Below are 25,449 nucleotides of genomic sequence, written 5' to 3'. Positions count from 1 at the left end.
CTGACGCTATCGCGAGCAAGCTCGCTCCTACACCTACAGGCTCGGCATTACCGAGCGACCTTGCCCAGGATCCGCAGGCGGCTGACGCCACCGTCCGGGAACACGTTCAGGCGGATATGGGTGATCGGGCCCAGGGCCTTGATCTGCTCGGCGAAGGTGTGTTCGGCGTGCATTTCCAGCTTCTGGCTCGGCAGCAGTTCACGCCAGAACAGCGACTGGGTTTCGATCTGGCTGTCGGTACCGCCCTTGACGAAGGCGCCCTGGATCGAGCAGCTGTCCGGGTAGTTGCCCTTGAAGTGCAGGGTGTCGACGATGATTTTCTCGATCTCGCCCGGATGGCCCAGGGCGACGATCACCCAGTCATTGCCTGGCGTGCGGCGGCGTGCGGTTTCCCAGCCATCGCCCATGTTGATGCCGCGGCCCGGGTTGAGGATGTTGCTCATGCGGCCGAAGTGTTCGTCGGAGCAGGCCAGGGCGCGGCCGCCGTTGAGGGCGGCTGCCAGGTCGATCTGCTCGTTGTCGCCGACCGCCGACCAGTCGCGGTACGGAATGCCATACACGCGCAGGCGGGCCACGCCGCCATCCGGGTAGATGTTGAAGCGCAGGTGGCTGAACGCCTGGTCGTTGCTGATCTCGTGGTAGTGGTGGCTGTTGCCTTGCAGCTCGACGGCCGACAGCACTTCCACCCACTGGGTGTTTTCATTCGGTTCGCCTTCGGCCAGGAAGCAGGCTTCCAGGGAGGCCGATGGCGGGAAGTTGCCGGTGAAGAATGAGGTGTCGATGTCCACGCCTTTGATCTGGCCAGGCACGCCCAGGCGGATCACCGCGCTGTCGTAGCCTTCGAAGCGCTTGCGGCGCGACTCCCAGCCGTCCATCCACTTGCCGTTGTCATCGAAAACGCCCTCCTTCCATACGGCCGGGGTCGGCTGGAACAGACGGTTGGCGTCAGCGAACCAGTCATCGGTCACCGAAATGATCTTGGTGCCCAGGCGGGCGTCGGCCAGGTTGACGAACTTCTCGAAAGGTACGGCGTAAGCTTTCATTCTTCTTGTCTGCCTTTATAGAGTGGCTTGGGATGCTTGCAGGGCCCTGGGTACGTTTCGTACTCGGGCCAGGCTTGCTAGAGAGTCAGTAATCGGAACAGGGCGATCTTGTTGATCTCCGCCAGCGCGCACCTGAATTCGGTGTCCACCGAGTTGTGGATGCGGGCTTCGAACGCCGCGAGGATCTGATGCCGGTTGCTGCCTTTTACCGCCATGATGAAGGGAAACTTGAACTTGGCCTTGTAGGCGTCGTTCAGCTCGGTGAAGCGCTGGAACTCTTCGGCCGTGCATTGGTGAATACCCGCGCCAGACTGTTCTTCAGTGCTGGCCGCGGTCAGTTGCCCCTGGACGGCGGCTTTGCCGGCCAGGTCCGGGTGAGCGTTGATCAGGGCCAGCTGGCTCTGGTGGTCGGCGCTCAACAGGATGTCGCTCATGCGCTGGTGCAGGGTGTCGATCCGGTCGATCGAGGCATCCTGGCCCAGGTCGAAGGCCTTTTCGGCGACCCATGGCGAATGTTCGTAGATGTCGGCGAAGGCGTTGACGAAGGCGTCGCGGCTCAGGGTCGAGGGTTTCAGGGTTTGGAAGGTGCTCATTTCGCCGCCCCCGGGAACGGATGGGTTTGCTGCCAGTGGCGGGCGATGTCCACGCGGCGGGTGAACCAGACCTGATCGTGACCTTTGACGTACTCGATAAAACGCTTCAGGGCGGCCAGGCGTGCCGGGCGGCCGATCAGGCGGCAGTGCAGGCCGATGGACAGCATCTTCGGTGCCTCGGCGCCTTCGGCGTACAGCACGTCGAAGGCATCCTTGAGGTACTGGTAGAAGTCGTCGCCCTTGTTGAAGCCCTGGACCTGGGTGAAGCGCATGTCGTTGGTGTCCAGGGTGTAGGGGATCACCAGGTGCGCCTTGCCGGTCGGGTTGTTGGCTTCCCAGTAGGGCAGGTCGTCGTCGTAGGTGTCGCAGTCGTAGAGGAAACCACCTTCTTCCATCACCAGGCGCCGGGTGTTCGGGCCAGTGCGGCCGGTGTACCAGCCCAGCGGGCGCTCACCGGTGATTTCGGTGAGGATGCGGATCGCCTCGAGCATGTGCTCGCGTTCCTGGGCCTCGTCCATGTACTGGTAGTCGATCCAGCGGTAGCCGTGGCTGCAGATCTCGTGGCCGGCCTCGACCATGGCGCGGATCACGTCCGGATGGCGCTGGGCGGCCATGGCGACGGCGAAGATGGTCAGCGGAATGTCGAATTCCTTGAACAGCTTGAGGATCCGCCAGACGCCGGCACGGCTGCCATACTCGTACAGCGATTCCATACTCATGTTGCGTTCGCCCTGCAGGGGCTGGGCGGCGACCATTTCCGAAAGGAAGGCTTCCGACTCCTTGTCGCCGTGCAGGATATTGCGCTCGCCGCCTTCTTCGTAATTGAGCACGAACGACAGGGCGATGCGGGCATTGCCCGGCCAGTGAGGGTGAGGAGGGTTGGAGCCGTAACCGATCAGGTCGCGTGGGTAGTCAGCGCTCACTGCAGTCTTCCTTCTTATCGTGATAACGGTGGCGTGGCGGGGCCTGGGGAGAAGGACAGGCTGGCGTCACAGCGATGGACTGATTGTATACAACTTTTCATTCGGTTTGTAAGCCCGATTTTTTGCATTTTTCATCGATTGTGTTCGTGTCTGGGTATTGCAAGAAACCTGCCTGGTTGGTCAGCTAATGGATGAAAAGTCTTCTGTCTTCATGGTGTAGCCGCTGATCAAGGGAATACGGGGGCTTGTTCGAAGTACCCGGAAATGGGTGATTTTTATTGTGTACAATTTTTTTGAAAAGTGTCTTAATAAATTCCTCGCCGCATCCTTTCGTGCTCCGAAACGGTGCGGTCTCCTTATCAACTGACTTCAGGAGGCGCGAGGTCTGGACGTGTGAGCGCGCACAGACACGCAGAATCAATGGGACGTTTGACTACACACGTATTGGATGCCGCGCATGGCTGCCCAGGCAGCGCCATCAAGGTCGAGTTGTACCGGGTCGAAGGTACGCAGCTGGAACTGGTCGCCAGTGCCCTGACCAACAGCGACGGCCGTTGCGATGCGCCGCTGCTGCAAGGCGATGACTACCGCACCGGGGTTTACCAGCTGCAATTCCATGCCGGTGATTACTACCATGCCCGCGGCGTACAACTGCCCGAACCTGCGTTTCTCGATGTGGTGGTGCTGCGCTTTGGCATCTCGGCCGAGCAGGAGCATTACCACGTACCGCTGCTGATCTCGCCCTACAGCTATTCGACCTACAGAGGAAGCTAGGACTTTCCCCCCACGAAGCCTGCGCAAATAGCTTCTTTGGTCTTTCGCCCGCTCACACTGCGGGCTTTTTTTCGTTCCCAGAAAGGTGGTGCTTGTGAGGACGCTATCGCGGGCAAGTCGGATCGCCGCCCGCTCGCTCCTACAGGATTGGCTTCTGTAGGAGCGAGGCTTGCCCGCGATGCTTTCAGCGGCTCAACAGCGACGCGGCACCGGCGCCGCTGAACAGCCCGGCGCTGACCCGGTTGAACCAGCTCTGGCCCTTGCCGCTGCGCAGGTAGCGCGCCGCGCCGTGGGCACCCAGGCCGTAAGCCAGCTTGCACAGCAGGTCGAGTACGGTCCAGGTGGCGATCATGATCAGCAGCTGGGGCAGGAAGGGCTGCTCGGCGCTGAGAAACTGTGGAAGAAACGCGGCGAAGAACAGAATGTCTTTCGGGTTGCTGGCACCCAGCACAAAAGCGCGCCCGAACAGTGCGCGAAAGCGTGGTTTCGGTGCGGCCTCGGGCACTTCGGCGCCATGAGACGGCTGCCGCGATTGCTGCCAGCTTTGCCAGGCGAGATAGAACAGGTACAGCGCGCCGACGATTTTCAGGGCGCTGAACAGCTGTTCCGAGGCCAGCAGCAGGGCGCCCAGGCCCAGGGCCGAGGCGCTCAGCAGGCAGATCGAGGCAAACACGCCGCCGAGAAACGCCGGGTAGGACCGGCGCAAACCGTAATTCAGACTGTTGCTGATCATCAGCAGGGACAGCGGGCCCGGAATCAGGATTACCACCAGTGCCGCGCCGCTGAACAGCAGCCAGGTTTCCACGCTCATTGCCTTTCTCCTTATGCGCAAAAGCCTCACCCGACGGGGGTGAGGCCGTTTGAAACCGATGTACCTACAAGAAAATGAACTTGGCGATAAAGATCGCGCACAGCACCCACAGGCTGATGGAGATTTCCTTGTACTTGCCCGTCCCGGCCTTCAAGGCCACGTAGGTGATGAAGCCCAGGGCGATACCGTCGGCGACCGAGAAGGTCAGCGGCATCATGATGGCGGTCACGATCGCCGGGATGCTGTCGGTGGCCTCTTCCCAATCGATGTGGGCCATGCCGCCCATCATCAGCATCGCCACATAAATCAGCGCGCCGGCGGTGGCATAAGCGGGGATCATGCCAGCCAGCGGTGCGAAAAACATGGCTGCGATAAATAGCACACCTACGGTCACTGCGGTAAGACCAGTCCGACCACCTGCGGCGACGCCCGAGGCACTTTCCACGTAGCTGGTCACGGGCGGAACGCCGACCACCGCGCCAAATACGCTGGAAGCGCTGTCCGCCTTCAGGGCGCGGGAGAGGTTCTCGATCTTGCCGTCGGGGTTGACCAGGCCGGCGCGCTGGGCCACGCCCATCAGGGTGCCGGCGGTATCGAACATGTGCACGAAGAGGAACGCCAGCACCACGCTGATCATGCTGACGTTGAACACCCCGGCGACGTCCATGGCCATCCAGGTCGGTGCCAGGCTCGGCGGGGCCGACATGATGCCCTCGTAGTGCACCAGGCCCAGGCCCCAGCCGGCCAGGGTCACGGTGATGATGCTGATGAGGATCGCGCCGAACACCCGGTGATAGCTGAGCACGGCAATCATCAGGAAGCAGACCGCCGCCAGCAGCGGGCCAGGTTCACGCAGGGAGCCGAGCTTGATCAGGGTGGCCGGGCTATCGACCACGATGCCCGCGGTTTTCAAGCCGATCAGCCCCAGGAACAAACCCACGCCGGCGCCCATGGCAAAACGCAGGCTGGCCGGAATGCTGTTGAGCAGCCATTCGCGGATCCGCGAGAAGGTCAGGAACATGAACAGCACGCCGGAGACGAACACCGCACCGAGGGCGGTTTCCCAGTTGTAACCCATGGTTCCGACCACGGTGTAGGTGAAAAAGGCGTTCAGCCCCATGCCGGGCGCCAGGCCTACCGGCCAGTTGGCGTACAGCCCCATCAACAGGCAACCCAGGGCGGCGGCGATGCAGGTGGCGACGAAGGCCGCGCCGTGGTCAATGCCAGCGTCGGCCATGATGTTGGGGTTGACGAAGATGATGTAGGCCATGGTGATGAAGGTCGTCAGACCGGCGATCAACTCGGTCTTCACCGTGGTGCCATGCAACCTGAGTTTGAAGATGCGCTCCAGCCAGCCACTGTTCAGCGGCGGCGAGAGTTCCAGCGTAGGGGCTTCGGATTTGCGGCTTTCCACAGCGAGTACTCCTCAAGAGTTTTATTATTTTTTCCAGAGCCGGGCACGTGAGGGTGGGCAGCGGCTCTTTGAGGCATGTAAGGCTTGCGGGCTTTTATTGACCTTTAGGTCAGGAACTCGCACGTGGCGAATTATGCTTTTGTATACAAAGAAAGCAAATAATGTTTTTTAGGTTGTGTGCGAAAAGTCCGCCAGAAAGGCTATATGCCCTGTAGCCGCTGGCGCAGCCTGCGATCGGCTGCGCAGCAGTCGCCTCGGGTCAACGCAGGCATTCAGACATATATCGAGGACACAGGTTACGACCGCTGCGCGCTCGATCGCAGGCTGCGCCAGCGGCTACGGTCAGCGGTTTTCGCCCAGAGCCTTGTTCACCGCCAGCCAGCCATCCACTGCCGCCTCGCCGGCCTCGGCGAATACCCGTTGCAGCAGCTTGACCTGCTCGCGCCGCAGCGATTGCTCAAAGCGCGCGCCGTCTTCCGTCAGCTCCAGCAGGCGTTTGCGCTTGTCACTCTGCGAGGCAACGCTGTTGACCAGGTGCATCTCCATCAATTGGCGCAGCGGGATATTCAGCGCCTGCTTGCTCACGCCCAGTGCCGTGAGCAGTTCTTTCACGCTCAGCCCCGGATAGCGGGCGATGAAAAACACGATGCGCTGGTGCACGCGACTCAGGCCGCGACGCTCGAGCATTTCGTCGGCCTTGGCGGTGAATGCCTGGTAACCAAAGAAGAAGGCTTCCATGGCGGCTTGTTGGGTGGTCTGGTTTTTAAGGTCAAGCATATTGACGTATCTGCGAAAGTCGGCGTAATTTCGGTCAAGCAGTTTGACGTATTTTCCTCCGCCTTTGCTACCGGTGACCTCATGGCCTTCTCCGAACGTGTTTCGCGTCTTAAAAGCTCACTGATCCGTGAAATCCTTGCCGCCGCGCAGCGTCCGGAAGTGATGTCGTTCGCCGGAGGCCTGCCCGCCGAGGCGATGCTGCCGAAGGTCGATTGGCAGGCGATGCCGGTGTCCATGGGCCAATACGGCATGAGTGAAGGCGAGCCACAGCTGCGCGAGGCCCTGGCGGCACAGGCCCGGGGGCTGGGCGTGCCGTGCGAGGCCAGCCAGGTACTGGTGGTCAGCGGCTCCCAGCAGACCCTCGATCTGGCGGCCAAGCTGTACATCGACAAGGGCACCGAGATCATGCTGGAAGCGCCGACTTATCTCGCGGCACTGCAGATCTTCCAGCTGTTCGGCGCCGATTGCCTGACCGTGCCGCTTCAGGCCGATGGGCCGGATCTGGCGCAATTGCGCGCCTGCCTGGAGCAGCATCGTCCCGCGTTCATCTACCTGATCCCGACCTTCCAGAATCCTTCGGCGGTGCGCTACAGCGAGGCCAAGCGCGATGCCGTGGCGGCGCTGCTCGACGAGTTCGGAGTGACCCTGATCGAAGACGAGCCTTACCGCGAACTGACGTTCGATGGCGGCAACGCCACGCCTATTGTCGGGCGCCTGCGCAAGGCCAGTTGGATCTACACCGGCACGGTGTCGAAGACCCTGCTGCCAGGGTTGCGGGTCGGTTACCTGATCGCCAGCCCGGACCTGTTTCCCCATCTGCTGCGGTTGAAGCAATCGGCAGACCTGCACACCAACCGCGTCGGCCAATGGCAGGCGCTGCAATGGATAGGTACCGAGCAGTACCAGCAGCACCTGGGCGAATTGCGCGATTTCTACCGGGTGCGCCGCGATGGTTTTCAGGCCGCCCTGCAACGTCATTTCGGCGATCTGGCCGATTGGCAGGTGCCCCAGGGCGGGCTGTTTTTCTGGTTGACCTTGAAACAGCCGCTGGACACCCGCACTTTGCTGAAAGCGGCGCTGGAGCAGGACGTGGCATTCATGCCGGGCGAACCCTTCTTCTCCGAGCCGGACCGCAATCCAGGTCACCTGCGGTTGAATTTCAGTCATATCGATCCGGCGCGTCTGGACGAAGGTCTCAAGCGGCTGGCCACCGTGGTACGTCAAGCACAGGCTGCACAGGCAGCCTAAGGGGAGAGGGCCATGTACAAGGTTTATGGGGATTACCGGTCCGGCAACTGCTACAAGGTCAAGCTGATGCTCAATCTGCTCGGCCAGCCTTACGAGTGGCATGCCGTGGACATCTTGAACGGGGATACGCAGACCGAGGCGTTTCTGGCGAAGAACCCCAACGGCAAGATCCCGGTGCTGGAGCTGGAAGACGGCACCTGCCTGTGGGAGTCGAACGCGATTCTTAACTTTCTCGCCGATGGCAGCGAGTTCCTGCCGAGCGAGCCGCGTTTACGCACGCAAGTGCTGCAATGGCAGTTTTTCGAGCAATACAGCCATGAGCCGTACATTGCCGTGGCACGTTTCATCCAGCTCTATCTGGGGTTGCCGCAAGAGCGCCAGCACGAATACGAGAAACTGCAAAAACGCGGTTACAAGGCCCTGGATGTGATGGAACACCAGTTGGCGCGAACGCCGTATCTGGTGGGCGAGCAGTACTCGATTGCCGATATCGCGCTCTATGCCTACACCCATGTCGCCCATGAAGGTGGCTTCGACCTGGCGCGCTACCCGGGCATCCAGGCGTGGATGCAGCGGGTGGAAAGCCACCCGCGGCATATCGGGATGCTCGACTGAGTCTCTGCGGGAAACAAAAAACCGACCCTTGGGTCGGTTTTTTATGGTCTGGATCTTGTGGGGGCTGTTCTGGCGCGATGACGTCCTTCAGAACGCCACCAACCATTCAAGCTGTTGCAAAGCGCCTGTCCAGATAATCGATGATCACCTTGGACTCGTACATCCAGGTGGTCTGGCCGTTTTCTTCGATACGCAGGCACGGCACCTTGATCTTGCCGCCTTGCTCCAGCAGGGCCTGGCGATCCTGTTCGTTGTTTTTCGCGTCACGCAGGGCCACCGGAACGTTCAGGCGGTGCAGGGTGCGGCGGGTTTTCACGCAGAACGGGCAGGCGTGGAACTGGTACAGGGTCAGGCCCTTGGCGGCCTGTTCGACCTGGGCTTGAGCGGCGGCGGGGCGCTGCTGCTTGCGTGGGCGGGTGATGAAGTCGATGAAGATGATGAGCTGGCCCAGGCCGACTCGAAGCGCTTTGACGATCACGATATTGCCTCTTGCCCATGAAAGAAGGGGCGGCAGCTTACCTGATTTTTGCCAGGCGAAAAAAAACCGGCGATGAACGCCGGTTCTTTCGGGCAGCCGTTTACTTGATCAGGCTGAGAAACTCGCTGCGGGTTGCCGCGTTTTCGCGGAACTCGCCCAGCATCACCGAGGTGATCATCGACGAGTTCTGCTTCTCCACACCGCGCATCATCATGCACATGTGCTTGGCCTCGATCACCACCGCGACGCCCAGGGCGCCGGTCACTTGCTGGACCGCGTCGGCGATCTGGCGGCTGAGGTTTTCCTGGATCTGCAGGCGGCGCGCGTACATATCGACGATGCGCGCGACTTTCGACAGGCCCAGCACCTTGCCACTCGGAATGTAGGCGACGTGAGCCTTGCCGATGAAAGGCAGCAGGTGGTGCTCGCACAGCGAGTAAAGCTCGATGTCCTTGACCAGCACCATCTCGCTGTTATCGGAGCTGAACAAGGCACCGTTGGTGACTTCTTCCAGCGTTTGTTCATAACCGCGGCAGAGGTACTGCATGGCTTTGGCGGCACGTTTTGGCGTGTCGAGCAGGCCCTCGCGGGAGACGTCTTCGCCCAATTGGCCGAGGATCGCCGTGTAATTCTGTTCCAGGGACATGAAACTACCTGTGGGATTTTACGCAAAGGGCAAGGGTACGGTGGCGGACCGGGCGCTGCAAGCGCGACGAAGCGGCTTTACTCGTCGCGGCCTTCCATCATGGTGCGTTTGAGCATCACGTAGACCGCCCCGGCACCACCATGTTTGGCCTGGCACGAGGTGAAGCCGAGCACCTGGGGATGCTGGCGCAGCCAGGTGTTGACGTGGCTCTTGATCATTGGCCGCTTGCCGTCCAGGCGCACGGCCTTGCCGTGGGTGACGCGCACGCAGCGGATTTCGAACTTGGTGGCTTCGGCGAGGAATGCCCAGAGGGTTTCCCGGGCCTTTTCCACGTTCATGCCGTGCAGGTCGAGGCTGCCCTCGAAAGGGATCTGGCCGACCTTGAGCTTGCGCATCTGGCTTTCCTGAACCCCGTCGCGGGCCCACATCAGCTCGTCTTCCGGGCCGACGTCGATCACGAACTGATCGGACAACCCGTCGACGGTCGTGGTTTCGGTGCGCACGCTCGCAGCCTGGCGCAGCTTGGCGATCTGCGCCCGGTCAGCCTTGGGTTTGCCGGTTTCGGCGCGATCGTGCTTGATCGGCTTGACGCCTTGGATCGCGCTTTTGAACAGGGAAAAATCGTCGTCTTGCATGTCAGCCTCCGCGAAGACCGAGCAGTTTACCCAACTCGACGGGAGAGGGGCGGGACAAAACGTGTTGCCGTCGATTCAGTCATGCTTCTTCATCAGGTGGGGAGCCATGTTCAGGGTCTGCGGCTGGCGCATGCGCCGCCGGCAGCGACGCCACAGCCAGACGCCGACATACAGCAGTAACAGACCGACCGCTAGAATCACCGCGGAACCCGCCGGACTTGCATTCAATTCGCCCAGCGCCGGAGGGCGCCCCAACAGGCTGGCGGCCCCGGCCATCGCCAGCAGCACACCGAAGGTCGCCAGCAACGCGGAGAATCCCGCGCCCAGGCGCAAACGCCAGTTCCGCGGGCCTTTGGGCCGCAGACGACGTGCGTCAAAACCATCGGATATCTTCATTCCGACCTTCCTCAATGGGTATCGGCCCTTCGACCGAAAGATGACCGGGTGGTTCCTGAGGCTAAGGCAATTACGGCAAATGAGAGGCTTTTACGGATGAGCGGCTTTGCCCCTGAAGGCGCGCCGCTCATTGCAGGTCGATCAGATCAGATCTTTGGTGGCGGCGAGGGTGGCGAAGTTGTCCGCCATGATGGCCATTTCGGTCTGCTGCACGTGCTCGGCGCTGAGGATGCCGCCCTTGTAGGGCAGGTCGCGAGTGGCGCAGGCGTCTTCCACCAGGGTGCAGCGAAAGCCCAGGTTCTTCGCCGCGCGCACGGTGGTGCTGACACTGGAATGGCTCATGAAACCGCAGACGATCAGGTCCAGGGAGCCCAGGTCCTGCAGGCGCTTTTCCAGTTCGGTGCCATGGAAGGCGCTCGGCAGCAGCTTGCCGATGATGGTCTCGTCGCCCTGGGGTTCGAGGCCGGGGATGAACTCACCGCGCTCGCCCTGGGGGTCGAACAGGCCGCCGACGGTGCCGAGGTGGCGCACATGCACAACCGGGCGGCTGGCGGAGCGGGCGGCAGCGACCAGTTGCTTGATGTTGGCGACCGCAGCGTCCATGCCGGACAGGGCCAGTGGACCGCTGAGGTACTCTTTCTGGGCGTCGATGATCACAAGGGTCGCGTGGCTCAAATTAGCCGCTGCATAACCACGACCGCTGAGTTGAAACATCGTCTTTGGAACGGACATTCTGGGGCTCCTGTGAGTGGGGCTTTTGCGACATTGTCCTCTGGCGGAGCGCTTCTGTGAATCGCTACTAACGTAAGGTGCGTGGTTGCTGGCCTACAGCCGTGTCAAGGGCTATGGAGAATCAGGCCGAATGTGGAGAAAACCGCCTGAACGCCCCGCAGACTCAGATTTTTCATGCGTCGTCCTCAGACGTTTTGGCTGTTAGAATCGCCAGTCGTTTTTTCAGGAGTCTGTCCCGTGATCACTTCCCGCCTGCGCACCCTGCGCGACCACATCCGTTGGGCTGTCAGCCGCTTTCATGGGGAGGATCTGTTTTTCGGCCATGGGACCGACAACGCCTGGGACGAAGCCCGCCAATTGGTACTGGGTGCCTTGCACCTGCCGTGGGAAATCGCCGACAGCTATCTGGACTGCGCCCTGGAAGACGACGAACTGGTCAACCTGCAGCGTCTGCTCAAGCGGCGCATCGAAGAGCGCGTACCGACCGCCTATCTGCTGGGCGAGGCCTGGTTCTGCGGCCTGTCGTTCATTGTCGATGAGCGGGTGCTGATCCCGCGTTCGCCGATCGGCGAGCTGATCGAAAAACGTTTCGAGCCCTGGCTGGGCGCCGAGCCTACGCGCATTCTCGATCTGTGCACCGGTTCCGGCTGCATCGGCATTGCCTGCGCCTACGAGTTCCGCAAGGCCGAAGTGGTGCTGGCCGACCTGTCGTTCGAAGCCCTCGAGGTGGCGAACCAGAACATCGAGCGTCATGGCGTCGATGAGCGGGTGTTCACGGTGCAGGGCGACGGTTTCGACGGCTTGCCGGGCCAGCGCTTCGACCTGATCGTGTCGAACCCGCCGTATGTGGATGCCGAGGACTTCGCCGACATGCCCGAGGAATACCAGCATGAACCGGAGCTGGGCCTGGCCTGTGGCGACGATGGCTTGAACCTGGTGCGGCGCATGCTGGCCGAGGCGGCGGATCATTTGACCGAGAAGGGCCTGTTGATCGTCGAGGTCGGCAACAGCCAGGTTCATGTCGAAGCGCTGTACCCGGAAGTCGATTTCGCCTGGCTGGACTTCGCGCGCGGCGGTCATGGCGTGTTCATGCTCACCGCCGAGCAGTGCCGACAGCACCAGGCACTGTTCAGCTCCCGGGTCTGATCGGCGTTTCTGTAGGAGCGAGCGGGCGGCGATCCGACTTGCCCGCGATCCAGGCACCGGGGTGTGCCTGGACGGACGCTATCGCGAGCAAGCTTCGCTCCTACAGTTGTCCGTAGAGGCGGCCAGGGGTCAGCGGTGGGTCGCGATCCAGATCAGCAACCCGGCCTGGAACACCGCAAACGCCACCAGGCAGGTGATGGTAAAGCGCAGCCCGGTGTCTTCGCGCTTGTACTTGGCGACCTTTTCTTCGTGCTTGCGCAGCTTCACTTCCTGTTCTTCGAGGTTCTGCTCGGCCTGCTGCAGCATTTGCGCGGCTTCGAGGATCTCGACGAATTGCAGCTTTTCGGTGTTCCAGTTGGGCAGCAGTTCACCGACCTGCACATGCTTGACGCTGCCCTTGAGATGCTGGGCATCGGCGTAAACCACATCGAAACCCTGGACCCGCAGGAAATGATCGCGCCGCAGGCGCGTGGCCTCGTTCAGCGCATCCTTGTTCGCCAGTTCGAAACCGTCCACGCGGTAGTGCGGCCATTTCTTCTGGGCCCAGCTTGCCCCCTGCGCCAGCAGAAAGCGGCCGATGCCACGGTTCGCCGGCTCGATCTGCAGGTTTTCCGGTTCGAAGCGCACCCGACGAGTCGCGTGGTCGACCCAGACATCCAGGTGATTCTGTTCCTTGCGCACCCGTTGGCCCGGCAGTTGGAGGGTCATGCGCAACAGGCTGTGTTCCTTGTTGCTGCGCTCGGCATAACCGAACTCGATAAAGCGCAGGGGCCGTCCGCCCGTGGCGCGATCGGTTTGCAGGGGGGCCAGGCGAAGCATCCGGTGATGCTCGGCATGGACGTCCGACCACGGCAACGCCACGGCTTCGGGAGCGGGGGTTTCAACCTCGGTTTCGGGAGGGTTCTGGGTATCGGTCATAACGGCGAGATCCTGTCCAAGCGCTACTTGCCGACGGCAAGTGAACGGCCGGCAAAGGCTTATCGGCCGTTTTTTTCAGGACTGGAGGGGAAAACGCGTCAACGGGCGTGAAGTCCGTCAATAAAGCTGATGATGCGGGTGCCGAGTTCCGAGGCCAGGGGCAGCTGCGGATCCTTGTAGGAGGCCAGTTGCCGCTTGACGTCGTTGGGCACGATACGCAGGACATGGTTCATGCCTTCGATCAGCGCCAATTGGGCGTCCGGCTTGGCGGCCTTGAGCATCTGCGCATCGCCGACACCGACCTGGATGTCATTACTGCCCTGGACGATCAGCGCCGGCATCTTCAGGCGGGCGAACGCGGCGGCCGGGTCTTGCCTGAACAGGGTTATCAGGTACGGCTGCACGCTGGGGCGGAAGATCACTTCCAACTGCGGCGGCACGTCAGTGTCGACCCGGCCAGCCTTGAGACTGTCGAGCAGTTCGTTGCTGCGCAGCATCAGCGGCGCCGGCAGGCGATAGCTCAGTTGCTGGCGCAGCACCTGGTCCACTGGGCGGGCGGTGCCGGAGATGGAAATCACCGCCGCTGCATCGACCTGGGGCGCCGCCAGGGTGGCGATCAGCGCGCCTTCGCTGTGGCCGAGCATGATCAACGGGCCCAGGCGCGGGTCGCTCTTGAGCTTCTTGCCCCAGGCCACGGCGTCGGCGACATAGGCGTCGAGGGTCAGGTTGCGCTCGTCCGGGGTGGCGGCGAGGCTGGCGGCCACCCCGCGCTTGTCGTAGCGCACGCTGGCGATGTTGTGCTTGGCCAGCACCCAGGCCAGGCGCTTGAGGCTGTCGTTGCGCCCGCCGTCGGGGTTGTTGCCGTTGCGGTCGGTGGGGCCGGAGCCGGAGACGATCAGGACCACCGGCACCGGGGCGTCGGACTTGGGCAGCAGCAGCGAGCCGTATAACTCGCCAGTGCCGGTGTCGAGGCTGATGGGACGTTGCAGTACGGCCGCCTGGACCAGGCCGGTGAACAGGGTAAGGCTCAAGAGAATAACTCGCAGCATCATCACGCCATCATGGAGAAGGTGCCGGTTGGACTTCCGGACACGGATAAGGTTCGAGGATGAACTAGTTGGGGAGCCTGCGTATACTTCCCGGCTCAGTAATCCAGATTGAGTTATTTCGGCTGATTTCATGGAGCGTCCTGCATGTCCGGCAATACCTACGGCAAGCTGTTCACTGTCACCACCGCAGGCGAAAGCCATGGTCCGGCGTTGGTCGCCATTGTCGACGGCTGCCCACCGGGTCTTGAGCTGTCGCTGGACGATCTGCAGCGCGACCTGGACCGGCGCAAGCCCGGCACCAGCCGCCACACGACCCAGCGCCAGGAAGCCGATGAAGTCGAAATCCTCTCCGGCGTGTTCGAGGGCAAGACTACCGGCTGCTCCATCGGCCTGCTGATCCGCAACACCGACCAGAAGTCCAAGGACTACTCGGCGATCAAGGATCTGTTCCGCCCGGCCCACGCCGATTACACCTACCACCACAAATACGGCATCCGCGACTACCGCGGCGGCGGTCGCAGCTCGGCGCGGGAAACCGCCATGCGCGTGGCGGCCGGGGCCATCGCCAAGAAGTACCTGGCCAGCCAGGGCATCGTGGTGCGTGGCTACATGAGCCAGCTGGGCCCGATCGAAATCCCGTTCAAGACTTGGGACTCGGTGGAAGACAACGCCTTCTTCAGCCCCGACCCGGACAAGGTGCCGGAGCTGGAAGCCTACATGGACCAGCTGCGTCGCGATCAGGATTCGGTGGGCGCCAAGATCACCGTGGTCGCCGAGGGCGTGATGCCGGGCCTGGGCGAGCCGATCTTCGACCGCCTGGACGCCGAGCTGGCCCATGCGCTGATGAGCATCAACGCGGTCAAGGGCGTGGAAATCGGCGCCGGTTTCGCCAGCGTCGCCCAGCGTGGCACCGAGCATCGCGACGAGCTGACCCCGCAAGGTTTCCTCAGCAACAACGCCGGCGGCATCCTGGGCGGGATTTCCTCCGGCCAGCCGATCGTCGCGCACCTGGCGCTCAAGCCGACCTCCAGCATCACCACCCCGGGCCGCTCGATCGACATCGATGGCAACCCGGTGGACGTCATCACCAAGGGCCGTCACGACCCGTGCGTGGGCATCCGCGCCACGCCGATCGCCGAAGCCATGATGGCCATCGTGCTGATGGATCACCTGCTGCGTCATCGTGGCCAGAATGCCGACGTGCGCGTCAGCACGCCGGTGCTGGGCCAGTTGTAATGGCGTCTCTGCCAGTCGCCACGGTCTGACGGCCGTGGCGGCGCTCCCGTACTGGCGGCTCTCCAGTTTCTACCTGTTCTATTTCGCCTTGCTGGGGTCGACCGCGCCGTTTCTGGCGCTGTATTTCGATCACCTGGGGTTTTCCAGCGCGCGTATTGGCGAGCTGGTGGCGATTCCCATGCTGATGCGCTGCGTGGCGCCGAACCTCTGGGGCTGGCTGGGCGACTACACCGGCCGGCGCCTGGCCATCGTGCGTTTTGGCGCGATCTGCACGTTGCTGAGCTTTTCGCTGATTTTCGTCAGCAAGAGCTACGCCTGGCTGGCGATGGTTATGGCCCTGCATGCGTTCTTCTGGCACGCGGTATTGCCGCAATTCGAAGTGATCACCCTGGCGCACCTGCAAGGCCAGACCGCTCGCTACAGCCAGATCCGCCTGTGGGGCTCGATCGGTTTCATCCTCACGGTGGTGGCGCTGGGGCGGCTGTTCGAGTGGTTGAGCCTGGACATCTACCCGGCGGCGCTGGTGCTGATCATGGCCGGCATCGTGCTCAGCAGCGCCTGGGTGCCCAATGCCCAGCCAGCGGCCCAGGGCAGCCGCTTGGCCGCCGGGGGCTTTCTTGGCCAGCTGCGCAGCCCCGGCGTCCTGGCCTTCTATGCCTGCGTGGCGCTGATGCAAATGAGCCACGGTCCTTACTACACCTTCCTGACCCTGCACCTGGAACACCTGGGCTACAGCCGCGGCTTGATCGGCCTGTTGTGGGCGCTGGGGGTGGTCGCCGAAGTCTTGATGTTCCTGGCAATGAGCTGGATTCTCTCGCGGTTTTCGGTACGCCGGGTGCTGCTGGCGAGTTTCCTGCTGGCAGCCCTGCGCTGGTTGCTGCTGGGCGCCTTTGCCGAACACCTGTGGCTGCTGTTGTTTGCCCAGGTGCTGCATGCCGCGACCTTCGGCAGCTTTCATGCCGCGGCCATTCATTTCGTGCAACGCAGCTTCGGCGACCGTCAGCAAGGCCAGGGCCAGGCCCTGTACGCGGCCCTGGCCGGCACCGGCGGCGCATTGGGCGCGTTGTATTCCGGCTACAGCTGGAACGCCCTGGGCGCGACATTGACCTTTAGTATTGCAAGCCTCGCAGCGCTGGCGGCAGCCGTTATCATTGCCACACGTATGCAAGAGGAGAGGCCATGAGCCTTACCCGCGAACAGCTGGCACAGGACATCATCGAGGTCGGACGCTTTCTGTATGCCCGCGGCTGGTCCCCGGCCACCAGCAGCAACTATTCCACGCGCCTGTCGCCGAGCGCGCTATTGCTCACGGTTTCGGGCAAGCACAAAGGCCAGTTGGGCCTGGATGACGTGCTGGCCACCGACTTGTCGGGCAACAGCCTGGAGCCGGGCAAAAAGCCGTCGGCCGAAACCCTGTTGCACACCCAGCTGTACAGCTGGAACCCGCAGATCGGCGCCGTGTTGCATACCCACTCGGTGAATGCCACGGTGCTGTCACGCCTGACCGCCGAGGACTTCATCGAGTTCGAGGGTTACGAGCTGCAAAAGGCTTTTACCGGCATTGCCAGCCACGAGTCGCGGGTGCGCGTGCCGATTTTCGACAACGATCAGGACATCGCCCGGCTGGCGACCAAGATCCAGCCCTGGCTCGACGCCCATGCCGATTGCGTCGGCTACCTGATTCGTGGTCATGGCCTCTACACCTGGGGCGCGCGCATGAGTGACGCGCAGCGCCAGATCGAGGCCTTCGAGTTTCTGTTCGAGTGCGAGTTGCAGACTCGCGCCCTGTTAAACCGTTAAGGCTTGCTTCGACTGAAGTAGCCAGCGCCTGATGATATGCACTGCCTGACCGGCCTGGAAAAAGCCGGAAGGCACTGCCGATAACGAGGAATTGCCAAGATGAGCAGCCTGTCCGTTTACCACGTATCCAGCCCGGACCTGCCGAACAAGGTGCTGACCCATTTCGACGATATCGCCGCGACCCTGGCTGAGCAGGGCGTGCGTTTCGATCGCTGGCAAGCCGCCACCAGGATCCAGCCGGGCGCCAGCCAGGAGGAAGTGATAGGCGCCTACCAGGAACAGATCGACCGCCTGATGACCGAGCGCGGCTACATCACCGTCGATGTGATCAGCCTCAATGGCGATCACCCGCAGAAGGCCGAGCTGCGCGCCAAGTTCCTCGACGAACACCGGCATGCCGAGGACGAGGTGCGCTTTTTCGTCGCCGGCCGCGGCCTGTTCAGCCTGCATATCGGCGACTACGTGTACGCCGTGCTCTGCGAGAAGAACGACCTGATCTCGGTGCCGGCCGGTACCGCGCACTGGTTCGACATGGGCGAGAACCCATACCTGGTGGCGATCCGCATGTTCAACAACCCGCAAGGCTGGGTCGCCAACTTCACCGGTTCCGATATCGCCAGCCAGTTCCCGCTTCTGGAGGATTGAGCGGATGCCGATCAAGGCCATTCTCACCGACATCGAAGGCACCACCAGCGCGGTGAGCTTTGTCTTCGAGGTGCTGTTCCCCTACGCGGTGCGGCACCTGCCGGACTTCGTGCGCAAGCACGCCAGCCGGGCCGACGTTGCCGAGCAGTTGCAGGCGGTGCGCGAGGCCAGCGGCGAGCCGGCGGCGGACGTCGAGCGGGTGATCGGGATTCTGTTGGGCTGGATCGCGGAAGATCGCAAGTCCACGCCACTCAAGGCGCTGCAAGGCATGGTCTGGGAGCAGGGGTACCGGGCCGGACAGCTCAAGGGCCATGTCTACCCGGATGCGGCGGCGGCGTTGCAGCGCTGGCACCAGGCCGGCTATCGGCTGTACGTCTATTCGTCGGGTTCGATCCAGGCGCAGAAACTGATTTTCGGTTGCTCCACTGTCGGGGACCTGTCGCCGCTGTTCAGCGGTTTCTTCGACACCACCTCGGGACCGAAACGGGAAGTGCAGTCTTACCAGCGCATTACCCAGGCCATCGGCTGTGCGCCCGGGCAGATTCTCTTTCTGTCCGATATCGTCCAGGAGCTGGATGCGGCCCGGTCCGCCGGCCTGGCCACCTGCGGCCTGGTGCGCGAAGGCGGGGTATTGGCGGGGCATGCGAATGTGGCGAGCTTTGCCGATATCGATCCGCAGGGTTTCTGAAAGCAATCAGGCCGTGTCAGCGCAAGGCTGGCACGGCCTGATTGGGGTTATCTGTTATCCAGTTGCCGGTGATCATCGCGAATCCGCAGCGGTGCGGATTTAAAGCGAGTGATACGACGGCAGGGCAAAACGGTTCTGGCTTTGCAGCAGGGAAATCTGTGGCAATTCGCTGGCCTGTTCGGCCAGGTCGCGACGCAACGCGCTGATCACCCACGACAACTGATCGCCCGCATGTAACTGCGCATAAGAGATCGAGCGCTTGAGCTGTTTACCTTCGCTGTTACGCAGCGTCAGCAGGATGCCGCCATCGGGCCGTGGCTGAGTGGTCACTTCGTAGTTGGAGAACAGGGAAGCGAATTTTTCTTGGATCAGGCTCATGTCTATCAGCTCCATTGGTTCTTGAATGGCAAACCTGGAGTGATAGGTGCAGCGATTGTGCCAGCCTCGATTTTTATAAAAATCGTTATAAATCATATCGTTATAAAAAATCGCCGTTTGCGTGTCCGTGCAATTTGCATGAATGGCCATCGTGCATCCTGCATTTTGCGAGATCGTGGGCCTGGGCAAGGGCAGTGGCGTAACGCTGTGACTGCCGGTTCACGCAAAAGATTCAGCCGGCAAGCCCGGCCCTCAAGCGCGAGGCACCTGGCGGCGCGGAGGAGATACAAAACTTTGCAAAAACTCCATGTACAGGCCAGGAAGCGCTGACGTATTTTTTTGCCAGCGACAGGCTTGGCGCAGACTCTTTGCACAAGCCCAAGCCCTGATGTTCCGGGCTGTACAGGTCAATCAGACGTTTCACCGACATGGACAGTCATGCGTCGTGATCCCTTGGATCATGGGCGCCTGATAATAAGAAAATAGGACGTCATCCATGAACGCCATGCTCTGCGTTACTGCCAATAGCACGCCCCTGTTTCTCCTGTTTGCCGTCGCGGCCCGCCCTCGGGCCCCAGCTGAATAGCCCCATCGACCCTTGTCCGCCTGCCCGGCCTGGTCCCGTGCAGGATCCTTTTGCGTCGAACAGGAGCCGTCATGAGCACTCATCAGCACGACATGATCACCTGGGGCATGATGCTACGGAAGTTGCCCTCCATCGCCCGGGCGTTGCCGCGGGTCATCAAGGGCATGCAGATAGCCAACGTCAAGCGCGCCGATCAGCCCTGCGGGCTGGGCTGGACCTTCGAGCAGGCCACCCAACGCAACCCCGACGGCCCGGCGCTGCTGTACGGCGACCGGGTGTTGAGTTATGCACAGGCCAACCAGTGGGCCAACCGGATCGCCCATTACCTGGCGAGCCAGGGCATCGGCAAGGGCGACGTGGTGGCGATCTTCGTCGAGAACCGTCCCGAGTTGCTGGTGAGCGTGCTGGCGGTGGCCAAGCTCGGCGGCATCTGCGCCATGCTCAATACCGCGCAGACCGGCAGTGTGCTGGTGCACAGCGTGAACCTGGTGAAGCCGGTAGCGATGATCGTCGGCGGCGAACTGCTGGATGCCTATTCGGCGATTCGCGATCAGGTCGCCATCGACGAGGCGCGCACCTGGTTCGTCGCCGATCCGGATGTGGCGCCCGGGCCAACGCCTGCCGGTTGCATCGACCTGATGACCGCCAGTGCCGCCAGCGAATCGTCCAACCCACCAAGTACCGCGCGGATCTACCTCGACGATCCGTGCTTCTATATCTACACCTCCGGCACCACCGGGCTGCCCAAGGCCGGTATTTTCAAGCACGGTCGCTGGATGCGCAGCTCGGCCAGCTTCGGCATGATCGCCCTCGACATGCAGCCGGCCGATATCCTGTACTGCACCTTGCCGCTGTATCACGCCACCGGGTTGTGCGTGTGCTGGGGCTCGGCCATCAGCGGCGCTTCGGGCTTCGCCATTCGCCGCAAGTTCAGCGCCAGCCGTTTCTGGGAAGACGTCCGCCGGTTCAAGGCCACCACCATTGGTTATGTGGGCGAGCTGTGCCGTTACCTGGTTGACCAGCCTGCCTGCGAGCACGACCGTGACAACAGCGTGGTGAAGATGGTCGGCAACGGCCTGCGCCCCGGCGTGTGGGGGCCGTTCAAGCAGCGTTTCGGCATCGAGCATATCTGTGAGCTGTATGCCGCCAGCGACGGCAATATCGGCTTTACCAACGTGCTCAACTTCGACAATACCGTGGGTTTTTCCCTGGCGCCCTGGGCGCTGGTGGAGTATGCCCACGACACCTGCGCGCCGATCCGCAACGGTTCCGGCTTCATGCAGAAGGTCGCCAAGGGTGGGCAAGGCCTGCTGCTGGCGAAGATCGACGACAAGGCACCGCTGGACGGCTATACCGAGCCGGAAAAGAACCTGAAGGTGATCCTCACCGACGTGTTCGAGAAGGGCGACCGTTACTTCAATACCGGCGACCTGCTGCGCGATATCGGTTTTGGCCATGCGCAGTTCATCGATCGCCTGGGCGATACCTATCGCTGGAAGGGCGAAAACGTCTCCACCACCGAGGTGGAGAACATCCTCCTGCAACATCCGCAGGTCGCCGAGGCGGTGGCCTATGGCGTGGAGGTGCACAACACCAACGGCCGTGCCGGGATGGCGGCGATCACCCCGGCCGAATCCCTGGCGACCCTGGATTTCACCGAGCTGTTGCAGTTCGCCCGCGAGCATCTGCCGGGCTACGCGGTGCCGCTGTTCCTGCGGGTCAAGGTGAAGATGGAGACCACCGGCACCTTCAAGTACCAGAAGACCCGGCTCAAGGAAGAAGCCTTCGACCCGTCGAAAACCGGCGGCGACCCGGTGTACGCCTGGTTGCCGGGTTCGGCGACCTATGTCCGGGTGACGGAGGCGGTCCTGGCGGATATTTGTGCCGGTCGGCACCGTTATTGATTCTGGCTATGGCCGCTCTTGAGAAAAAAGGGATGACAGGGCGGGAGCCGCTTGGGGACACTAGCGGCTTTCCGATTGGCCGAAAGTGGAGTTCCCGATGTCAGACAAAAGCCGCCAGATGACCGCAGAAGAAGCCGCCGAGTTCACCGAGCAGGTCTTCAACGTCGCACGTCAAGGCGACGCCCAGATGCTCGACAAGCTGGCGAGCAGCGGTCTGCCGGTCAACCTGCGCAATCACAAGGGCGACACCCTGCTGATGCTGGCCAGCTACTACGGGCATGTGGGCGCGGTACAGGTGCTGCTCAAGCACAAGGCCGACCCCGAGATCCGTAACGACAACGGCCAGAGCCCGATCGCCGGCGCAGCCTTCAAGGGCGACCTGGCGGTGGTCAAGGCGTTGGTGGAGGGCGGTGCCGAGGTGGAAGGCTCGTCCTTCGACGGGCGTACCGCGCTGATGATGGCGGCGATGTTCAATCGTACGGAAATCGTCGACTACCTCATCGGCAAGGGCGCCAACCCACGAGCCACCGACGCCAACGGCGTGAGCGCACTGGACGCGGCGAAGACCATGGGCGCCGTCGACACCACCGCGCAATTGCAGAAGTTGCTGGGCTGAGCTGAACGGCGCATACCGTCGGGCCTGGGCCATGCCTGGGGCGCGGCGGTAGGTTCGCGGGCCGGGTTTAGGCTATCCTGCGCGCCCGCCATTGACCCGTAACAGGATTCGCCCATGAAAAACGTCCTCGCCGAACTCATCACTAAAATCAGCTCCGGCTGCATGGGCGAAGAAGAAATCCTGCGGATCGCCGACGAGGCCGCCCAGGCCTACGCCGATCCCCAGGCCTTCCTGGCCGCCAATCCGGACATCAACTACGACGACAGCTTCCCGATCCCGCTGGGCGAATGGGTGGTGGTCGGCAGCCTGCCGGACACCGTGCTGTTCCAGGCCGACACCTACATGGACCTGTTCGCGCAGATCGTCGCGTCTTTCGGCCCGGGCGTGGCGTTCAATATCAAGCCCAAGCAACTGGCCAAGACCGAGGCCCTGACCGCGCTCAACCGTATCCAGATCCAGATGGGCAGCATGAACCCGGAAAACGGCGGTTACGTGCTGATGAACTTCAGCCAGTTGCTGGACGACGAGCTGCAAGTGGTGCTGGTCTACGGCAACGACGTGCCGCGGGTGCTGCAGCTGTGCGCCGAAGCCGGCATTGCCGCCGCGCCGTCCCTGGAAGCGCTCAAGGTCGCGGTTCACGTCTGAGCTGCGGGCCACAGGCCGACCGCGCAGGCAATAAAAAGGAACCCCGCTGCTAGCCGGCTATCCTAAGTGGGCAAGCCCTCATTTAGGAGCGACACCATGGGTTCCACTTTCAATACGCTGGTTGGACTGATCATCCTCGCGCTGGACATCTGGGCGATCATCAATGTGCTTAAAAGCAGTGCCGAAACCGGGATGAAAATCCTCTGGGTGTTGCTGATCATCCTGTTGCCGGTGCTGGGCCTGATCATCTGGGCGATTGCCGGGCCGCGCGGCAACGTACGGCTCTGAAGGCTGGCGTGGGGTTCAAAAGGGGCCGCCAGGCCCTTTTTTATGTGACCAAATATGCGCTGCACGAAATTTTCACAAAGTCTCCATGACAATTCGCCAGCGCTGTTTTTCCGCTGCTCCCGTGCGATCTCCGATTGCGATCCCTGGCTCTGGGCCATTGCCGGCCAGGGGAGGACGCCTGCCAGTAATCAATGGCAATGCCGCTGCTGATCGTGCAACATTTGCGCACCGCGCCATCCCCCCAGCCTTGAATGGCTACAAGAGGGCAAAGCGCAGCTGCATTCTTTTCGCAACTTCAACTTCCATTGGGTCCTAAAACGATATGGCAAACCCGGACGTCCTGAGTCAGCAGCGAGCCTCGAGTCGCCTGCTGCAACCGACCGTCAAATCGCATCTGGCTTATACGCTGCTCTGCGCGCTGGCCATGATGGTCATGCTGTCTTTGCTGCGCGTGGCGCTGCTGGTCTACAACCGCGAGATGATCCTCGACACACCGGCCTCGACCTTCCTTGAAGCCTTCGCCAACGGCCTGCGCTTCGATGTGCGCCTGGTGGTCTACCTCAGCATCCCGCTGCTGCTGGCGCTGTTCAGTGCCCGGGCCATGGCGGCTCGCGGTTTCTTCCGCTTCTGGCTGACCATCGTTTCGAGCATCGCGCTGTTCCTCGGCCTGATGGAGATGGATTTCTACCGCGAGTTCCACCAGCGCCTCAACGGCCTGGTCTTCCAGTATGTGAAGGAAGACCCGAAAACCGTGATGAGCATGCTCTGGTACGGCTTCCCGGTGGTGCGCTACCTGCTGGCCTGGGCGGTCGGCACCTGGCTGCTGAGCCTGGCGTTCAAGGGCGCCGACCGCGCGACCCGGCCGCGTGGCCCGTTCAGCGGCGGCAGCATCGGCACCCGGCAGGTCGCCCCGTGGTACGCCCGTATCGGCGTATTCGTGGTCTGCCTGCTGGTCTGCGTGGTCGCCGCCCGCGGCACCCTGCGCCAGGGCCCGCCACTGCGCTGGGGTGACGTCTACACCACCGAATCGAACTTCGCCAACCAGCTGGGCCTCAACGGCACGCTGTCGCTGGTCGAGGCGGCCAAGAGCCGGATGGGCGAGGACCGCAGCAATATCTGGAAAGCCACCCTGCCGCAGCCCGAGGCGCAGCAAGTGGTGCGCGACCTGCTGGTGATGCCGGACGACAAGCTGGTGGACGCCGATATCGCCGCCGTGCGCCGCGACTACACGCCACCGGCCGCCAAGACCCTGCCGATCAAGAACGTGGTCGTGATCCTGATGGAAAGCATGGCTGGTCACTCGGTGGGTGCCCTGGGCGCTCCAGGCAATATCACCCCGTACCTGGACCAACTGTCCAAGGAAGGCCTGCTGTTCGACCGCTTCTTCTCCAACGGCACCCATACCCACCAGGGCATGTTCGCCACCATGGCCTGCTTCCCCAACCTGCCGGGTTTCGAATACCTGATGCAGACCCCGGAAGGCAGCCACAAGCTGTCCGGCCTGCCGCAGGTGCTGAGCGCCCGCAAGTATGACGACGTGTATGTCTACAACGGCGATTTCGCCTGGGACAACCAGTCGGGCTTCTTCAGCAACCAGGGCATGACCAACTTCGTCGGTCGCAACGACTTCGTCGATCCGGTGTTCTCCGATCCGACCTGGGGCGTATCCGACCAGGACATGTTCAACCGTGGCCTGGAAGAGTTGAAGGCGCGGGAAAACGGCAAGCCGTTCTATGCCCTGCTGCAGACCCTGTCCAACCACACCCCGTACGCCTTGCCGACGCCATTGCCGGTGGAGAAGGTGACCGACCGTGGCAGCCTGAACGAACACCTGACCGCCATGCGCTATTCCGACTGGGCCCTTGGCCAGTTCTTCGAGAAGGCGCGCAAGGAGCCGTACTTCAAGGAGACGCTGTTCGTGATCGTGGGTGACCATGGTTTCGGTAACGAGCGCCAGATCACCGAAATGGACCTGGGCCGCTTCAACGTGCCGATGCTGATGATCGCTCCGGGCATCCAGGAAAAATTCGGCCAGCGCAACCACACCGTGGGCACCCAGGTCGATATCGTGCCGACCATCATGGGCCGCCTCGGTGGCGAAGTGCGTCACCAGTGCTGGGGCCGCGACCTGCTCAACCTGCCGGAAGGCGACACCGGCTTTGGCGTGATCAAGCCGTCGGGCAGCGAGCAGACCACGGCTATCGTCACCGCCGACCAGATCCTGGTACTGCCGCGCGAGAAGGAAATGGCGCCGAAGATCTACCAGTACGAACTGGGCGCCAATCCGCATGCCGAAGTGGTGCCGGACGCACCGCGTACCGCCGAGTTGAAGCACAAGCTGGAAGCTTTCCTGCAAACCGCTACCAAGAGCCTGTTGGATAACACCGCAGGCGTGGTGCACGGCACGCCGGACTGATTCATTGCGCTAATGAAAAAGAGGCCCTCGGGCCTCTTTTTTTTGACGG

Annotated in this window: 28 protein-coding genes; 14 read left to right on the top strand and 14 right to left on the bottom strand. The window is 62.2% G+C overall.

What is annotated here, in order from left to right:
• Window positions 1–47: 47 nt before the first annotated feature.
• The 3 genes from alc to puuE all read right to left on the bottom strand — a co-directional run bounded on the left by alc (window position 48) and on the right by puuE (window position 2,559).
• Window positions 48–1,043: an allantoicase gene (gene alc / locus PMI20_RS24945; protein ID WP_007921784.1), complete on the bottom strand. Its 996-nt coding sequence runs from the start codon at window positions 1,041–1,043 to the stop codon at window positions 48–50.
• 77 nt (window positions 1,044–1,120) lie between these two features.
• Window positions 1,121–1,636, bottom strand: a complete 516-nt coding sequence (uraD, locus tag PMI20_RS24940) for a 2-oxo-4-hydroxy-4-carboxy-5-ureidoimidazoline decarboxylase (protein ID WP_007921783.1) — start codon at window positions 1,634–1,636, stop codon at window positions 1,121–1,123.
• Window positions 1,633–2,559, bottom strand: coding sequence for an allantoinase PuuE (puuE, locus tag PMI20_RS24935; protein ID WP_007921782.1), 927 nt, complete (start codon window positions 2,557–2,559; stop codon window positions 1,633–1,635). The genes uraD and puuE overlap by 4 nt, the downstream gene beginning before the upstream one ends.
• A gap of 420 nt (window positions 2,560–2,979) precedes the next feature.
• Between puuE and uraH the strand changes: the two genes are divergently transcribed.
• Complete coding sequence (uraH, locus tag PMI20_RS24930; protein ID WP_037033843.1) at window positions 2,980–3,333, top strand: hydroxyisourate hydrolase; 354 nt, start codon at window positions 2,980–2,982, stop codon at window positions 3,331–3,333.
• Window positions 3,334–3,517: 184 nt separating this feature from the next.
• On the opposite strand, the gene PMI20_RS24925 is transcribed toward uraH, so the two are convergent.
• The 3 genes from PMI20_RS24925 to PMI20_RS24915 form a co-directional block, all read right to left on the bottom strand.
• Complete coding sequence (locus PMI20_RS24925) at window positions 3,518–4,144, bottom strand: LysE family translocator (protein ID WP_007921780.1); 627 nt, start codon at window positions 4,142–4,144, stop codon at window positions 3,518–3,520.
• A gap of 64 nt (window positions 4,145–4,208) precedes the next feature.
• The gene (locus PMI20_RS24920) at window positions 4,209–5,558 is read right to left on the bottom strand and encodes an NCS2 family permease (protein WP_007921779.1); all 1,350 of its coding nucleotides are present in this window, start codon (window positions 5,556–5,558) and stop codon (window positions 4,209–4,211) included.
• Window positions 5,559–5,900: 342 nt separating this feature from the next.
• Window positions 5,901–6,335 carry a MarR family transcriptional regulator gene (locus PMI20_RS24915; RefSeq protein ID WP_007932281.1) on the bottom strand — a complete coding sequence of 145 codons (435 nt, stop codon included), beginning with the start codon at window positions 6,333–6,335 and terminating at the stop codon, window positions 5,901–5,903.
• 81 nt (window positions 6,336–6,416) lie between these two features.
• On the opposite strand from PMI20_RS24915, the gene PMI20_RS24910 reads away from it, so the two are divergent.
• Entirely contained in the window at window positions 6,417–7,583 is a 1,167-nt protein-coding gene (locus PMI20_RS24910) for an aminotransferase-like domain-containing protein (RefSeq protein ID WP_007932279.1), read from the top strand.
• Window positions 7,584–7,595: 12 nt separating this feature from the next.
• Window positions 7,596–8,198 (top strand): glutathione S-transferase family protein, encoded by a 603-nt coding sequence (locus PMI20_RS24905; protein ID WP_007932276.1) that lies wholly within the window; start codon window positions 7,596–7,598, stop codon window positions 8,196–8,198.
• Window positions 8,199–8,304: 106 nt separating this feature from the next.
• Here the strand turns inward: PMI20_RS24905 and PMI20_RS24900 are convergent, their stop codons facing one another.
• The 5 genes from PMI20_RS24900 to PMI20_RS24880 all read right to left on the bottom strand — a co-directional run bounded on the left by PMI20_RS24900 (window position 8,305) and on the right by PMI20_RS24880 (window position 11,085).
• A complete protein-coding gene (locus PMI20_RS24900) occupies window positions 8,305–8,676 on the bottom strand; it encodes a glutathione S-transferase N-terminal domain-containing protein (protein WP_007932274.1) in 372 nt (123 codons plus the stop codon).
• 100 nt (window positions 8,677–8,776) lie between these two features.
• Window positions 8,777–9,322, bottom strand: coding sequence for a GTP cyclohydrolase I FolE (gene folE / locus PMI20_RS24895; protein ID WP_003204506.1), 546 nt, complete (start codon window positions 9,320–9,322; stop codon window positions 8,777–8,779).
• Window positions 9,323–9,399: 77 nt separating this feature from the next.
• A complete protein-coding gene (locus PMI20_RS24890) occupies window positions 9,400–9,957 on the bottom strand; it encodes a Smr/MutS family protein (protein ID WP_007932272.1) in 558 nt (185 codons plus the stop codon).
• Window positions 9,958–10,032: 75 nt separating this feature from the next.
• On the bottom strand, window positions 10,033–10,353 hold the full coding sequence (locus PMI20_RS24885; protein WP_007932271.1) for a hypothetical protein: 321 nt from the start codon (window positions 10,351–10,353) through the stop codon (window positions 10,033–10,035).
• A 141-nt stretch (window positions 10,354–10,494) separates the two neighbouring features.
• Window positions 10,495–11,085 carry a cysteine hydrolase family protein gene (locus PMI20_RS24880; RefSeq protein WP_007932270.1) on the bottom strand — a complete coding sequence of 197 codons (591 nt, stop codon included), beginning with the start codon at window positions 11,083–11,085 and terminating at the stop codon, window positions 10,495–10,497.
• Window positions 11,086–11,322: 237 nt separating this feature from the next.
• Here PMI20_RS24880 and prmB point away from each other — a divergent pair, with 237 nt between their 5' ends.
• Window positions 11,323–12,231, top strand: a complete 909-nt coding sequence (gene prmB, locus PMI20_RS24875; protein ID WP_007932269.1) for a 50S ribosomal protein L3 N(5)-glutamine methyltransferase — start codon at window positions 11,323–11,325, stop codon at window positions 12,229–12,231.
• A gap of 129 nt (window positions 12,232–12,360) precedes the next feature.
• Here prmB and PMI20_RS24870 read toward each other — a convergent pair whose 3' ends face one another.
• Complete coding sequence (locus PMI20_RS24870; protein WP_007932268.1) at window positions 12,361–13,149, bottom strand: hypothetical protein; 789 nt, start codon at window positions 13,147–13,149, stop codon at window positions 12,361–12,363.
• A gap of 98 nt (window positions 13,150–13,247) precedes the next feature.
• A complete protein-coding gene (locus tag PMI20_RS24865; protein ID WP_037036160.1) occupies window positions 13,248–14,201 on the bottom strand; it encodes an alpha/beta hydrolase in 954 nt (317 codons plus the stop codon).
• Window positions 14,202–14,342: 141 nt separating this feature from the next.
• Between PMI20_RS24865 and aroC the strand changes: the two genes are divergently transcribed.
• From aroC to mtnC, 5 genes are all read left to right on the top strand, one after another.
• Window positions 14,343–15,434, top strand: coding sequence for a chorismate synthase (gene aroC, locus PMI20_RS24860; protein WP_007932265.1), 1,092 nt, complete (start codon window positions 14,343–14,345; stop codon window positions 15,432–15,434).
• 34 nt (window positions 15,435–15,468) lie between these two features.
• Window positions 15,469–16,617, top strand: a complete 1,149-nt coding sequence (locus tag PMI20_RS24855; protein WP_007932264.1) for an MFS transporter — start codon at window positions 15,469–15,471, stop codon at window positions 16,615–16,617.
• Window positions 16,614–17,234: a methylthioribulose 1-phosphate dehydratase gene (locus PMI20_RS24850; RefSeq protein ID WP_007932262.1), complete on the top strand. Its 621-nt coding sequence runs from the start codon at window positions 16,614–16,616 to the stop codon at window positions 17,232–17,234. Before PMI20_RS24855 ends, PMI20_RS24850 begins: the two co-directional genes overlap by 4 nt.
• A 99-nt stretch (window positions 17,235–17,333) precedes the next feature.
• On the top strand, window positions 17,334–17,879 hold the full coding sequence (locus PMI20_RS24845) for a 1,2-dihydroxy-3-keto-5-methylthiopentene dioxygenase (protein ID WP_007932260.1): 546 nt from the start codon (window positions 17,334–17,336) through the stop codon (window positions 17,877–17,879).
• A gap of 4 nt (window positions 17,880–17,883) precedes the next feature.
• On the top strand, window positions 17,884–18,567 hold the full coding sequence (mtnC, locus tag PMI20_RS24840) for an acireductone synthase (RefSeq protein ID WP_007932259.1): 684 nt from the start codon (window positions 17,884–17,886) through the stop codon (window positions 18,565–18,567).
• Window positions 18,568–18,666: 99 nt separating this feature from the next.
• On the opposite strand, the gene PMI20_RS24835 is transcribed toward mtnC, so the two are convergent.
• Entirely contained in the window at window positions 18,667–18,945 is a 279-nt protein-coding gene (locus PMI20_RS24835) for a DUF3509 domain-containing protein (protein ID WP_009045039.1), read from the bottom strand.
• Window positions 18,946–19,602: 657 nt separating this feature from the next.
• On the opposite strand from PMI20_RS24835, the gene PMI20_RS24830 reads away from it, so the two are divergent.
• The 5 genes from PMI20_RS24830 (at window position 19,603) to PMI20_RS24810 (ending at window position 25,400) form a co-directional block, all read left to right on the top strand.
• Entirely contained in the window at window positions 19,603–21,435 is a 1,833-nt protein-coding gene (locus PMI20_RS24830; protein WP_007932255.1) for a long-chain-acyl-CoA synthetase, read from the top strand.
• A gap of 97 nt (window positions 21,436–21,532) precedes the next feature.
• The gene (locus PMI20_RS24825; protein ID WP_007932254.1) at window positions 21,533–22,051 is read left to right on the top strand and encodes an ankyrin repeat domain-containing protein; all 519 of its coding nucleotides are present in this window, start codon (window positions 21,533–21,535) and stop codon (window positions 22,049–22,051) included.
• A gap of 114 nt (window positions 22,052–22,165) precedes the next feature.
• Window positions 22,166–22,696, top strand: a complete 531-nt coding sequence (locus tag PMI20_RS24820; protein WP_007932253.1) for a hypothetical protein — start codon at window positions 22,166–22,168, stop codon at window positions 22,694–22,696.
• A 96-nt stretch (window positions 22,697–22,792) separates the two neighbouring features.
• A complete protein-coding gene (locus PMI20_RS24815; protein WP_007932252.1) occupies window positions 22,793–22,984 on the top strand; it encodes a PLDc N-terminal domain-containing protein in 192 nt (63 codons plus the stop codon).
• A gap of 322 nt (window positions 22,985–23,306) precedes the next feature.
• Window positions 23,307–25,400, top strand: a complete 2,094-nt coding sequence (locus PMI20_RS24810) for an LTA synthase family protein (protein WP_007932251.1) — start codon at window positions 23,307–23,309, stop codon at window positions 25,398–25,400.
• Window positions 25,401–25,449 lie beyond the last annotated feature (49 nt).

Origin of the sequence: Pseudomonas sp. GM17, from assembly GCF_000282175.2 — a bacterium.
Lineage (GTDB): Bacteria > Pseudomonadota > Gammaproteobacteria > Pseudomonadales > Pseudomonadaceae > Aquipseudomonas > Aquipseudomonas chlororaphis.
The sequence above is the reverse complement of the archived record's forward strand: the minus strand, read 5'-3'. Positions and strand labels throughout refer to the sequence as shown.

Excerpts from the sequence above, each read along its gene's own strand:
- alc (WP_007921784.1), bottom strand. The coding sequence starts at position 1,043 with ATGAAAGCTTACGCCGTACCTTTCGAGAAGTTCGTCAACCTGGCCGAC.
- uraD (WP_007921783.1), bottom strand. The coding sequence starts at position 1,636 with ATGAGCACCTTCCAAACCCTGAAACCCTCGACCCTGAGCCGCGACGCC.
- uraH (WP_037033843.1), top strand. The coding sequence starts at position 2,980 with ATGGGACGTTTGACTACACACGTATTGGATGCCGCGCATGGCTGCCCA.
- PMI20_RS24925 (WP_007921780.1), bottom strand. The coding sequence starts at position 4,144 with ATGAGCGTGGAAACCTGGCTGCTGTTCAGCGGCGCGGCACTGGTGGTA.
- PMI20_RS24915 (WP_007932281.1), bottom strand. The coding sequence starts at position 6,335 with ATGCTTGACCTTAAAAACCAGACCACCCAACAAGCCGCCATGGAAGCC.
- PMI20_RS24910 (WP_007932279.1), top strand. The coding sequence starts at position 6,417 with ATGGCCTTCTCCGAACGTGTTTCGCGTCTTAAAAGCTCACTGATCCGT.
- PMI20_RS24905 (WP_007932276.1), top strand. The coding sequence starts at position 7,596 with ATGTACAAGGTTTATGGGGATTACCGGTCCGGCAACTGCTACAAGGTC.
- folE (WP_003204506.1), bottom strand. The coding sequence starts at position 9,322 with ATGTCCCTGGAACAGAATTACACGGCGATCCTCGGCCAATTGGGCGAA.
- PMI20_RS24890 (WP_007932272.1), bottom strand. The coding sequence starts at position 9,957 with ATGCAAGACGACGATTTTTCCCTGTTCAAAAGCGCGATCCAAGGCGTC.
- PMI20_RS24885 (WP_007932271.1), bottom strand. The coding sequence starts at position 10,353 with ATGAAGATATCCGATGGTTTTGACGCACGTCGTCTGCGGCCCAAAGGC.
- PMI20_RS24880 (WP_007932270.1), bottom strand. The coding sequence starts at position 11,085 with ATGTCCGTTCCAAAGACGATGTTTCAACTCAGCGGTCGTGGTTATGCA.
- PMI20_RS24870 (WP_007932268.1), bottom strand. The coding sequence starts at position 13,149 with ATGACCGATACCCAGAACCCTCCCGAAACCGAGGTTGAAACCCCCGCT.
- PMI20_RS24865 (WP_037036160.1), bottom strand. The coding sequence starts at position 14,201 with ATGATGCTGCGAGTTATTCTCTTGAGCCTTACCCTGTTCACCGGCCTG.
- aroC (WP_007932265.1), top strand. The coding sequence starts at position 14,343 with ATGTCCGGCAATACCTACGGCAAGCTGTTCACTGTCACCACCGCAGGC.
- PMI20_RS24850 (WP_007932262.1), top strand. The coding sequence starts at position 16,614 with ATGAGCCTTACCCGCGAACAGCTGGCACAGGACATCATCGAGGTCGGA.
- PMI20_RS24845 (WP_007932260.1), top strand. The coding sequence starts at position 17,334 with ATGAGCAGCCTGTCCGTTTACCACGTATCCAGCCCGGACCTGCCGAAC.
- mtnC (WP_007932259.1), top strand. The coding sequence starts at position 17,884 with ATGCCGATCAAGGCCATTCTCACCGACATCGAAGGCACCACCAGCGCG.
- PMI20_RS24835 (WP_009045039.1), bottom strand. The coding sequence starts at position 18,945 with ATGAGCCTGATCCAAGAAAAATTCGCTTCCCTGTTCTCCAACTACGAA.
- PMI20_RS24830 (WP_007932255.1), top strand. The coding sequence starts at position 19,603 with ATGAGCACTCATCAGCACGACATGATCACCTGGGGCATGATGCTACGG.
- PMI20_RS24825 (WP_007932254.1), top strand. The coding sequence starts at position 21,533 with ATGTCAGACAAAAGCCGCCAGATGACCGCAGAAGAAGCCGCCGAGTTC.
- PMI20_RS24820 (WP_007932253.1), top strand. The coding sequence starts at position 22,166 with ATGAAAAACGTCCTCGCCGAACTCATCACTAAAATCAGCTCCGGCTGC.
- PMI20_RS24815 (WP_007932252.1), top strand. The coding sequence starts at position 22,793 with ATGGGTTCCACTTTCAATACGCTGGTTGGACTGATCATCCTCGCGCTG.
- PMI20_RS24810 (WP_007932251.1), top strand. The coding sequence starts at position 23,307 with ATGGCAAACCCGGACGTCCTGAGTCAGCAGCGAGCCTCGAGTCGCCTG.